We start from the raw sequence: 10,229 nt of genomic DNA, 5'->3' as shown, positions 1-10,229 counted from the left end.
GCGGCACCACCGAACACGGAGGCGGACTCCTGGGCATCACCGACGGAACAGACTCCATCCTCGGCGGCACCCAGATCCTCGCCCCCATCACCGCACCCGTCACGATCGGCGGCAACGCCCTCTCCGTGATCGGCGACGCCACCACGGTGGACTCCACCACCACCGGCGGCACCACCGAACACGGAGGCGGACTCCTGGGCATCACCGACGGAACAGACTCCATCCTCGGCGGCACCCAGATCCTCGCCCCCATCACCGCACCCCTCACGATCGGCGGCAACGCCCTCTCCGTCATCGGCGACGCCACCACCGTCGGCGCGGAGACGGGAGCGCCCGGAGCCCCGGGCACGCCCGGTGAGCCCGGTCAGCCTGGGCAGCCCGGACAGCCCGGTGAGCCCGGTGAGCCCGGTGAGCCCGGACAGCCGGGTGAGCCCGGTGAGCCCGGTGAGCCCGGTGAGCCCGGACAGCCGGGCGCTCCCGGTGAGCCCGGACAGCCGGGTGAGCCCGGTGAGCCCGGAACCCCCGGAACGCCGGGAGCACCCGGAACACCCGGCACCCCGGGAACTCCCGGGACCTCCGCGATAACGACCGGGATGAGCGCCGCGATCGGTCAGTCCGCCACGCTGGCGGCCACGGGAGTGAGCGAGCTGCCGATCGTTCTCGTCCCGCTCGGAGCGCTGCTGCTCCTCGCAGGGGTGATCACGGTCATCACCCGTCGCCGCCTGGCCTGAGCCCACGGAGGAGGGGCGTCGTCGCCTGGTGCGCCCTTCCTCCGTACCGGACTCGATCCGAGGTCATGCCTGACCGATACCGATCCACGCCGTAACGTGGGTCGGTATCGGCGCGCGTCGTGCGGCGGAGAAGGGAGGCGACGATGACCACCAATGCGTCGCCGTTCGATCCCAGCCCGGGCGATGTCCTGGACGGGCGCTATCTCCTCCGAGAACTCATCGGTGAGGGCGGCACCGCGAAGGTGTTCCGCGCGCACGATCTTCGGCTCGAGCGCGCGGTCGCCGTGAAAGCCCTGCGGCGGGCCTCCGGTGATGCCGAGGCCGTCCGACGCGCACGGGCCGAAACGAGACTGCTCGCCTCCCTCCACCACCCGGCCCTCGTCACGCTCTTCGACGCCCGCATCGACGACGACGCGGGCGGATACCTCGTCATCGAGTACATCGATGGGATGTCGCTGCGCGATCTCTCCGCGATCGGTCCGGTGGATCCGGGCGAGCTCGCCGAGATCACGGCCGACATCGCCGGCGCCCTGGACTATGTCCACCGTGCGGGTATCGTCCATCGCGCGATCACCCCGGGACGGATCCTCCTCGCGCCCGCTGCCCAGCGTGGACGCGTATGGCACGCGAAGCTGTTCGACTTCGGCGTCTCGCATCTGCGCGAGGCAGCGAGCGACGACGCCCCGGAGGTCGACGCACGCACGTTGGCATACCGCGCGCCCGAAGCCGCGGCCGGCGCACCCGCGACACCGGCCGCCGACATCTACTCCTTGGGGCTGTCGCTGGAGGATGCCGCACCGAAGACGCTCCCCGACGAGGGGCGGATGCTCCTGCAGCGGATGACCGACATCGATCCAGAGCGCCGCCCGTCCGCGCTCGAGATCCTCGAGATCGCGAGCCGCCTCGCGGCGCTGGCGCCCCCTCGCTGACCTCCCGCACGAACGACGGATGCCGCGGACCCGAAGGTCCGCGGCATCCGTTCCGCTCTGGGTCGGCCGATTACTTGGCGGCGACGACCTGGAGCGTGATCACGGCGGTGAGGTCTTCCGCGAGGCGAACGGTCGCCTCGTGCTCGCCCACCGACTTGATCGGGGAGGTGATGTGGATCTTGCGCTTGTCGAGCTCGCCGAGGCCGGCGGTCTTGACCGCGTCGGCGACGTCGGCGGTCTTGACCGAACCGAACAGACGACCCTCGGCGCCGGCCTTGACGGCCAGACGGACCTTGTTCGACTCGAGCGTGTTCTTCAGCGCCACGGCCTCTTCGCGGTCGTGGATCACGCGGGCGTCGCGAGCGGCGCGAATGGACGCGACCTGCTTCTCGCCACCGCGCGACCACGCCACTGCGAAGCCCTGGGGGATGAGGTAGTTACGGGCGTACCCGTTCTTGACCTCGACAACGTCGCCGGCGCCACCGAGCCCGACGACCTCGTTGGTGAGGATGAGCTTTGCCATGTCGGTTCTCCTTAGCGGCCAGCGCCGGCGTAAGGCAGGAGCGCCATTTCGCGCGCGTTCTTGATCGCCTTGGCGATCAGACGCTGCTCCTGCACCGAGACACCGGTGATACGACGGGCGCGGATCTTCCCGCGCTCCGAGATGAACTTGCGAAGAGTGGCGACGTCCTTGTAGTCGATGACGCCGACGCGGATCGCCTTCGCGGGAGCGGCGTTCTTCGCGCCCTTCCGCGGCTTGCGGCGGTCGCCGGTTGCCTTTCCAGCCATGTGTGTTCCTTTACTTCAAGAGGGAGATCGGATGCCTCGACGCGACGCATCCGGTGAGTCCGGGTCTCGATACGCCCGCTGCGCGGGCTACTCGACCTTGACCCGACGCGCATCAACGCGACTTCGTCGCATTGATCCCCGTCGCGTCAAAAGGGGGTGTCGTCGCCGTAGGTGCCGGGAGCGCTCCACGCGTCAGCCCCACCGGCGTTGCCGGAGTTGCTGTTGCCGCCGGCCGAACCGGGGGTCGACCACGGCTCGTCGGCGACCTGCGCCTGACGGGCCTGACCGCCGCCACCCGACGCACGCGTGACCTGGGCGGTCGCGTAACGCAGGCTGGGGCCGATCTCGTCGACCTCGAGCTCGATCGAGGTGCGGTTGTTGCCTTCGCGGTCCTGGTAGTTGCGCTGCTTCAGACGCCCGGTCGCGATGACGCGGGAGCCCTTCGTCAGCGAACCGGCCACGTGCTCGGCGAACTCGCGCCACACGCTCGCGCGGAGGAACAGCGCGTCGCCGTCCTTCCACTCGTTGGCCTGACGGTCGAAGGTGCGCGGCGTCGACGCGATCGTGAAGTTCGCGACGGGCAGCCCGTTCTGCGTGTACCGCAGCTCGGGGTCAGCCGTGAGGTTTCCCACCACGGTGATGATCGTCTCGCCGGCCATCGGACTCAGGCCTTCGCAGCCTTGGCGGGTGCGGCAGCCTTGCGGGCGGCCTTGGCCTCGGCGCGCTCCTTCTCCGCGGCGACCTGCGCGATGGCTTCCTCGGCCCGGAGGACCTTGGTGCGCATGATCTGCTCGTTGAGGTTCAGCTGACGGTCGAGCTCGGCGGTCGTCGCGCTGGTGGCGGTGAAGTTGACGACGGCGTAGATGCCCTCGTTCTTCTTCTGGATCTCGTACGCCAGGCGGCGACGACCCCAGATGTCGATGTTCTCGATCGTGCCACCGTCGGTCGTGATGACCTTGAGGAACTTGTCGAGAGCCACGGGAACCTGGCGCTCGTCGATCTCGGGGTTCAGGATGAGCATGAGCTCGTACTGGTGCGAGTGCGTCACTAACCCACCTCCTTCGGACTAGAACGGCTGCCGGGTATTTCCCGACAGCAGGAGGGTGTGTTGCACGTCATCCGCGGACACACGCGAGTGCACGGTCATGCGGACAACCCTCCTATGGTAGCGGATATGCCTTCCCCGCGCGAAAGGATGCCGTCGTGACCGCGTCACCGTCCCCGACCGGAGTGTTCGATCCCCGCCCGCTGACCGACCCGGTCGACCGCGCCGCCGTGCGCGCGCACGCGGCGGCGCGGCGGGAGCGCGGCGCATCGGCGGGCGGATTCCGGATGCCGCAGATCGTCGGCGTGATCCTGGGTGTGGTGTTCGCCGGGTTCTTCGTGTGGATCGGCGCGACGATCCTCTCCGCGGTGCTGTCGGTCTTCTTCGGCATGGGAAGCGGTGCGCTGACCGACGTTCTGCTCGTCCTGGTGGGCGTCGGCATCCCGGTGCTCGCGATCGTGGCGTTCGTGGGCGCCGTCGTCGTGATCGTCTACCGCACGTACGTCGGATCGGCCGCCCGCGCGTACCGCCTCGACCGTTTCGCGCAGGCGAACGGGATGAGCTTCGTGGGGGAGGTGTCGGCGCCGCCTCTGCCGGGCATGATCTTCTCGCTCGGTCGTGCCCGCAGCGCCGACGACGTCCTGCGCGGCGAGCGCCCGCGGTGGGTCGAGTTCGGCAACTACCGCTATACGACCGGATCGGGGAAGAACAGTCGCACCCACCGCTGGGGGTACGTGGCGGTGAAGCTCGACACCCCGTTGCCGCACATCGTGCTGGACGCCGTCGGGAACAACGGGCTGTTCGGCTCGAACCTCCCGCAGTCGTTCGAGAAGGAGCAGCACCTGGGGCTCGAGGGCGACTTCGACCGCTACTTCTCGCTGTACTGCCCGACCGGGTACGAGCGGGATGCGCTGTACCTGTTCACCCCGGACGTCATGGCGCGCTTCATCGACAATGCGGCCGCGCTCGACGTGGAGATCGTCGACGACTGGCTGTTCCTCTATTCGCACCGCCCGTTCTCGACGCTCGATCCGGCGACGTGGGCGTGGCTCTTCTCCGCGGTCGGCGCGCTGCTGGACAAGCTCGACCAGTGGGCCCGGTGGCGCGACGACCGTCTGGCTGCGGAACGTGCGGCCGGCGCCGGCGCCCCCGCGCACGACTCACTGCCGTTCGCGACGCCCCTGGAGGGGCTTCGCCCGCCGCCCGGCGTCGCCGCTCCCGGAAAGCGGCTGCGACGCCGCTTCTCGTGGCTGTCGATCGTCGCCGTCGTGGGCCTCGTGCTCTTCTGGCTGCTCGAGGTGTTCTGGAACGCCCTGTAGCGCTCGGCCCCGTCGCGCTCAGGCCTCGGGGATCGGCTGCTCGCGCACCCGCATCGCACCGGCGCCGGAGGGCTCCTCGCCGATCTGCACCCGTTGCAGGGGGAGCGCCTCGGGGTGAGCGGTGCGGACCCATTCGGCGAGCTTCTCCCGCACGAGGCACCGCAGATCCCACAGCTGGCCGGAGTCGCTGGCACTCACGACGACGCGCACCTGCAGCATCCCGCCGACGGCATCCGTCACCTGGACGCTGTGCGACGCGCGGTCCCACAACTCGGTCTCGGTGAGGATCCGCTCGAGCTCTCCGCGCATCTGCTCGACCGGCACCCGCCAGTCCAGATCGAAGTAGACCGTGCCGAGGAGCGCACGGCCGAGCTTCGTCCAGTTCTCGAAGGGATTCGTCGTGAAGTACGTGCAGGGAAGCACGAGGGTCCGCTGATCCCACAGCTCCAGGACGACGTAGCTGAGGGTGATCTCGTTGATCCGACCGAATTCGCCCTCGACCACGACGACATCGCCGACGCGGATCGCCTCGCTGAAGGCGAGCTGCACCCCGGCGAAGAGATTGCTCAGCACCGACTGGGCGGCGAGGCCCGCGACGATCGACGCGATGCCCGCCGACGCCAGGACGCTCGCGCCGACCGCACGCACCGCGTCGAAGGTCATGAGGATCGCCCCGGCCGCGACGACCACGATCACGACGATCACGAGGCGCCGCACGATCTGCAGCTGCGTGCGGATCTTCCGGGCCGAGAACGTGTCGCTTTCGACCAGACGGTACCGCTGGCTGCCGCTGTCGATGAAGAAGAGGAACAGCTGCGCGAGCAGCCAGGCCCCCGAGATGATGATCAGGATGCCGAAGAGGTGCGTCAGTCCGCCGCGGAGGTCGTCGTCCACCGGCAGCGCCGACATCGAGACCGCGAGCGCGAGGATGAGCAGGGTGACCCGGAACGGCCATCGCACGCGTTCACTGAGCCGACTCGCCCAGCTCTTGCGCCGCGCGATGAGGTTCAGGGCGACGGCGACCACGACCATGATCGCGATCACGATGGCCAGGGCGACGCCCGCGACGATGGCGAATCCGGTCCAGGTCTGCCAGTTCTGCTCGATCTCTTCGGTCACGCGTGTCCTTCCGCAGGGTTGCGTCCACGGTAGAGCCCCGACCCGGGGAGGGGGCAAGCGGACGGCGGCGATATCGCGCGACGCGAACGGACACGCCGTGAGGCGTCGTGCGAGGCGCGCGTCACGACATCCGACGCCACCCGGCGCCGACACGCTCGATCGCGCCCGCCGCCGCGAACGCCTCCAGCCAGCCCTCCATCGGCCACGTGCCCCATCGCTCGGCGAAGATCCGGCCGTTGCGGAGGATGTCGTCGAGATGGCGCCACGGCGGCGTCCCGGACGGATGCCACTGGTGGTACGCGTGCGCCCCGCCGACCCAGGTGAGGCCCACGCCGCGCTCCCGGGCGCGGAACGCGAAGTCGGTGTCTTCGGCGCCGTAGCCCTCGTAGGCCTCGTCGAACCCGCCGATCCGCTCCCATACCCGCGGGGTGACCGCGAAGGAGAGCGACCAGAAGAGCGCGTAGTCCGTCGGCGCGGCGTGAGCCAGGGAGCCGGGAGCCGGATCGGGTCGCGCAGGGTGGGGCCGGGTCAGGGCGGGGAGGTCGGCGAGCGCGTTCGGGCGCTGCACGCTGGCGAGGTAGGTCACCGGACCCGCGAGGAGATCGTCGGGGCGCCGGCGCGCGGCATCCGTGGAGAGAGGGAGGAGATCGGGCCCGGGCAGGCAGTCGACGTCGAGGAAGAGGAGCAGGTCCGCACCGGCCTCGATCGCGTGCCGGGCGGCGACGTTGCGCGCCGCGCCGACCCGCATCCCATGGGCGCCGGGCGGGAGGTGGAGGACGGTGGCGTTCCCGACTTCGTGCGGCGCCTCTTCGTCGAGCCAGACCTCGATGCGGAGGAGGTCGATCCCGGCGGTGGACGTCTCGCTCTGCGCCTCGCGCAGGAAGCGCCGCTGCCGGTGCAGGTGAGCGAGGCGCGCGGACGAGGCCGTCGTGATGACGGCGACCCGCGTCGTCATACCGCCTCCTCGATGGCCCGGGCGGCACGCTGCGCGGCGCCGGTCACCCGCCACGCCGTCCAATCGGGCGCGCCGGAGACGCAGGTCGCGGCCCGCTCGATCAGGTCGGCGAGGTCGTCGGAGGAGACGGCGTCGGGTGCGGTGAGCGCGAGGCCGCGGGCGGCGATGACCCGCGCGGTGTGCCGCTGCTCATCGAAGGGCCGGTCCTGCGCGATCACGACCGCGGCGACGCCGGCGGCGGCGAGGTCGGCGATGCTGTTCTGACCGGCGGCACTCACCACGACCGTGCTCCGCCGCAACGCCGACCACACGTCGTCCACGCGATCACCGTCGCCCCGGGCACCCGCGAGGTCGGTGCGCCATCCGCGCGCGTGTAGGGCGGCGACCGTCGCCTCCAGCCGCGGGACGTCCACGGTCCGGCCGAGGAACAGGGCGCGGTCCGGGCCGTTCGCGGGATCGTCGCCCTCCCCACGGGAGGCACGACCGTCGAACCGTGAGATGCCCCCGACGTAGGCGACGCGGTCGCCGCGGTCGCGCAGCGCGGCGGCGTCGATCACGCCTTCCGCCCACGGCGCGACGATCCGGTCGGCGAGGTCGTAGGCGAGGCGGTGGGGCGCGTCGGTCCGGTCGCCGGGCTGGGCCATCACCACCGTCCGGACCCCGAGGAGACGCACGAACGCGGTGACCTCGGCGCTGACGTCGACGACGAATGTCGACACCTCGTTCGCGGCGATCCACTGCGCGATGGTCGCGAGACGCGCGCGGTGGCCGGGATGTCCGAGCGGTGCCCAGTGCAGGGCGCCCCGCGCCGTCGGATCGAGCTGCGCCGGGTCGATCTCGCCGCCGTCGGGCGTGGGGATCGGGTCCGCGTCGCCCTCGAGCCGCACCCAGGTGATGTCCGCGGGGAGCCCGTCGGGCGCGGCGAGGCTCGAGAACACCGTGACGGGCTCGCTGAGGTGCGGCTGCACCGCGCGCAGGCGGGTGACGTGCCCGAACCCGTGATGGTGGACGTACCAGCCGATCATGCGCCGACCTGCGCGACGGCCTCGGCGGCGAGGCCGTGACGAGGAGCATCGGATGCCGCGTGGAGGAGCACCCGTTCGACCTCGCGTTGCCGGTGCGCGAGCGAGTAGCGCGCCTCGGCGGCGCGGCGGACCGCGCGCCGGGTCGTGATGCCGGCGCCCGCCTCGGCGAGCGCCGACGCAGCACGCGCGAGCGCGACGACGTCGCCGGCCGGGACGACCGCGGTCCCCGGCATCCCGGACAGGACTTCACGGATGCCGCCGGAGTCGAACGCGGCGACCGGCGTACCGGTGGCGAGGGCTTCGGCGAGGACGAGGCCGAACGGCTCCGACCAGACCGGGGTCACCAGCGCGACCGCCGCCGCACCCACGAGCGCGTTCAGCTCGGGCTGGCGCAGAGCGCCCGCGTAGCGCGCGTCCGGTCCGAGGAGCGGTCGGACCTCCCGCGCGAAGTACTCCTCGTCGCCGATCCGTCCGGCCAGGAAGATGCGGGCGCCTGCGACGCGCGCCGCTCGGATGGCGAGGTGGGGTGCCTTCTCGGGGACGACGCGTCCGGACCACACCCAGTCCGAGCCGCCCGCGCCTGCCGTCCAATGGTCGGTGTCGACGCCGTTGGGGATCACGATGGCGTCGACGCCCTCCGCCGACCACGCCTGCGCGGTGTACTGGCTGACGGCGAGGAAGCGGTGGGGTGCGCCGCCGAGGGCGGAGGCGGCGACCACCATGTCGGGCAGCGGCGGGGTGTGCAGGGTCGTCACGACCGGGATGCCGAGCGTGCGACTCCACCGCACCGGCGCGCCGTGCAGGCTGTGGTTGTCGACGACGTCGATGCCGCCGTCGCGGGCGATGTGGTCGGCGACGCGGGCGAACGCGGCCGCCATCTCCCGCCGGTGTCCTTCGGGGTATTCGCTGTCGGAGGCATCGGCCGCGCGCGTCCAGCGCGGGCTCGGCAGGTGAAGCGCGGGGTTCGGGCCGAGCAGGTCGGATCCCGCCGCGGCGCACAGCACGACCTCGTGTCCGCGACGACGGAGCCACCGTGCGCGATTCCAGACGACCGCCTCGAGCCCTCCGGCGTGCGGCTGGCGCAGCGCGTGTCGTTCCGGGGCGACGAGGAGGACGCACAGGGGGATCCGCGCGACGCTCATGCGATCCGCCGGTCGGCGAGCGCGAGGCGCTGGAGGGCGTCGCGATAGAGCGCGGTGTGCGCGTCGCGGACGGTCTCCCGCTCGGCGAGACGGACCTGGCGACGACGCGGCACCTCGTCGCGTCGGTTCGTCGACCGGCGGCGACGGGCCTCGTCGACCGCGGCCACGAGGGTCGCCGGTCGGTCGAGGTCGATCGCGAGGAAGCCGGACGGATGCTGCGCCCCGACGCTCCCGACGGGCGTGCCGGCGACGGTCACCGCGAGATCCCAGCACAGCTCCACCCAGCCGGAGTGGGTGCCGTGTCGGTAGGGGAGCACGAACAGGTCGAGCTGCGCGATCCATCTCTCGACGGCGGCGTCCGAGAGTCGTTCGACGCGTTCGACGCGGACCCGGTCGCCGGCCGTCGCGATGATCCGTTCCGCAAGCGCCGTGTCGCGGACCCGGTCGTTCATGAGGACGACGACGTCGACCTCGGCGCCGAAGCGGTCGGCGACGACGGCCAGGGCCCGCACCGCCCCGACGGCATCGATATTGGGGCGGAGGTCGCGCACGTGCACGCCGACGCGGACGGGGGACGCGGCATCCGTGACGGGCGAGTCGGCGGCGTGCGCGCCGATCGGCTCGACCGGGTCTCCGGTCAGCACGGTCGGGTGGGGGAGGACGGTGCAGTCGCGGCCCCAGCGGCGGCGGACCTCGTCGGCTGCGGCATCCGTCAGCGTGATGAGGTGATCGGCGGCCGGGACGAGCGTGTCGAGGATCGCGCGGTACGGACCCTGGTCGGTGAGCTGGGGGTTGTCGAGGTCGTGCACGGTGTAGACCACGGGGCGGCCGGCCCGGCGGGCGGCGGCGAGGCCGGCGGCGATCTCGGCGCTGTCGAACGACTCGAGCCCGAAGTGGAGATGCAGGATGTCGAACTCGGCCGCGTGGACGTCGATCCACGCGGGGGTCACCGTCTGCGGCGGCCACCACTGCCCGGCGGGTGCTCCGGGAACGGGCGGATCGGGCAGAAGGTCGACCGTCGCCGGGTCGATCGCGGCCCGGACGTAGGGGTGCTGCGACGGCACGGAGGCCACCCGGATCCGAGAGAGACTGCGGAGTGTGATGTCTGTTCCTTTCTGCGCGCCGGGCACGCGCGCCGCCCGCCGCTAGCGCACGGTCGGACAGACCGCAATCCG

At 71.5% G+C, this 10,229-nt stretch carries 11 protein-coding genes and 1 pseudogene; 3 read left to right on the top strand and 9 right to left on the bottom strand.

What is annotated here, in order from left to right:
* Positions 1–731 (top strand): annotated as a pseudogene (locus tag AB0O93_RS14255) (hypothetical protein); the annotation flags it as partial.
* A gap of 143 nt (positions 732–874) precedes the next feature.
* Positions 875–1,660: a serine/threonine-protein kinase gene (locus AB0O93_RS14250; RefSeq protein ID WP_363344453.1), complete on the top strand. Its 786-nt coding sequence runs from the start codon at positions 875–877 to the stop codon at positions 1,658–1,660.
* Positions 1,661–1,730: 70 nt separating this feature from the next.
* Here AB0O93_RS14250 and rplI read toward each other — a convergent pair whose 3' ends face one another.
* From rplI to rpsF, 4 genes are all read right to left on the bottom strand, one after another.
* A complete protein-coding gene (rplI, locus tag AB0O93_RS14245) occupies positions 1,731–2,183 on the bottom strand; it encodes a 50S ribosomal protein L9 (RefSeq protein ID WP_053546747.1) in 453 nt (150 codons plus the stop codon).
* An 11-nt stretch (positions 2,184–2,194) separates the two neighbouring features.
* A complete protein-coding gene (rpsR, locus tag AB0O93_RS14240; RefSeq protein ID WP_005054609.1) occupies positions 2,195–2,449 on the bottom strand; it encodes a 30S ribosomal protein S18 in 255 nt (84 codons plus the stop codon).
* A 146-nt stretch (positions 2,450–2,595) separates the two neighbouring features.
* Positions 2,596–3,108, bottom strand: coding sequence for a single-stranded DNA-binding protein (locus AB0O93_RS14235; RefSeq protein ID WP_053546746.1), 513 nt, complete (start codon positions 3,106–3,108; stop codon positions 2,596–2,598).
* Positions 3,109–3,113: 5 nt separating this feature from the next.
* Positions 3,114–3,470 (bottom strand): 30S ribosomal protein S6, encoded by a 357-nt coding sequence (gene rpsF / locus AB0O93_RS14230; RefSeq protein WP_053546836.1) that lies wholly within the window; start codon positions 3,468–3,470, stop codon positions 3,114–3,116.
* Between the two features lie 182 nt (positions 3,471–3,652).
* Here rpsF and AB0O93_RS14225 point away from each other — a divergent pair, with 182 nt between their 5' ends.
* Positions 3,653–4,813 carry a hypothetical protein gene (locus AB0O93_RS14225; protein ID WP_363344450.1) on the top strand — a complete coding sequence of 387 codons (1,161 nt, stop codon included), beginning with the start codon at positions 3,653–3,655 and terminating at the stop codon, positions 4,811–4,813.
* Positions 4,814–4,831: 18 nt separating this feature from the next.
* Here the strand turns inward: AB0O93_RS14225 and AB0O93_RS14220 are convergent, their stop codons facing one another.
* From AB0O93_RS14220 to AB0O93_RS14200, 5 genes are all read right to left on the bottom strand, one after another.
* Positions 4,832–5,932, bottom strand: coding sequence for a mechanosensitive ion channel domain-containing protein (locus tag AB0O93_RS14220; protein ID WP_363344448.1), 1,101 nt, complete (start codon positions 5,930–5,932; stop codon positions 4,832–4,834).
* 121 nt (positions 5,933–6,053) lie between these two features.
* On the bottom strand, positions 6,054–6,887 hold the full coding sequence (locus AB0O93_RS14215) for a galactosyltransferase-related protein (RefSeq protein WP_363344446.1): 834 nt from the start codon (positions 6,885–6,887) through the stop codon (positions 6,054–6,056).
* Positions 6,884–7,912, bottom strand: coding sequence for a glycosyltransferase (locus AB0O93_RS14210; protein ID WP_363344444.1), 1,029 nt, complete (start codon positions 7,910–7,912; stop codon positions 6,884–6,886). The genes AB0O93_RS14215 and AB0O93_RS14210 overlap by 4 nt, the downstream gene beginning before the upstream one ends.
* The gene (locus AB0O93_RS14205) at positions 7,909–9,054 is read right to left on the bottom strand and encodes a glycosyltransferase (protein ID WP_363344442.1); all 1,146 of its coding nucleotides are present in this window, start codon (positions 9,052–9,054) and stop codon (positions 7,909–7,911) included. The genes AB0O93_RS14210 and AB0O93_RS14205 overlap by 4 nt, the downstream gene beginning before the upstream one ends.
* A complete protein-coding gene (locus AB0O93_RS14200) occupies positions 9,051–10,127 on the bottom strand; it encodes a glycosyltransferase (RefSeq protein WP_363344440.1) in 1,077 nt (358 codons plus the stop codon). The genes AB0O93_RS14205 and AB0O93_RS14200 overlap by 4 nt, the downstream gene beginning before the upstream one ends.
* Positions 10,128–10,229 lie beyond the last annotated feature (102 nt).

The sequence above is a fragment of the Microbacterium sp. NPDC077184 genome, from assembly GCF_040687055.1.
GTDB lineage: Bacteria > Actinomycetota > Actinomycetes > Actinomycetales > Microbacteriaceae > Microbacterium.
The sequence above is the reverse complement of the archived record's forward strand: the minus strand, read 5'-3'. Positions and strand labels throughout refer to the sequence as shown.

Bases quoted from the DNA above. Each gene is read 5' to 3' on its own strand.
- AB0O93_RS14250 (WP_363344453.1), top strand. From the start codon at position 875: ATGACCACCAATGCGTCGCCGTTCGATCCCAGCCCGGGCGATGTCCTG.
- rpsF (WP_053546836.1), bottom strand. From the start codon at position 3,470: ATGCTCATCCTGAACCCCGAGATCGACGAGCGCCAGGTTCCCGTGGCT.
- AB0O93_RS14215 (WP_363344446.1), bottom strand. From the start codon at position 6,887: ATGACGACGCGGGTCGCCGTCATCACGACGGCCTCGTCCGCGCGCCTC.
- rplI (WP_053546747.1), bottom strand. From the start codon at position 2,183: ATGGCAAAGCTCATCCTCACCAACGAGGTCGTCGGGCTCGGTGGCGCC.
- AB0O93_RS14235 (WP_053546746.1), bottom strand. From the start codon at position 3,108: ATGGCCGGCGAGACGATCATCACCGTGGTGGGAAACCTCACGGCTGAC.
- rpsR (WP_005054609.1), bottom strand. From the start codon at position 2,449: ATGGCTGGAAAGGCAACCGGCGACCGCCGCAAGCCGCGGAAGGGCGCG.
- AB0O93_RS14210 (WP_363344444.1), bottom strand. From the start codon at position 7,912: ATGATCGGCTGGTACGTCCACCATCACGGGTTCGGGCACGTCACCCGC.
- AB0O93_RS14205 (WP_363344442.1), bottom strand. From the start codon at position 9,054: ATGAGCGTCGCGCGGATCCCCCTGTGCGTCCTCCTCGTCGCCCCGGAA.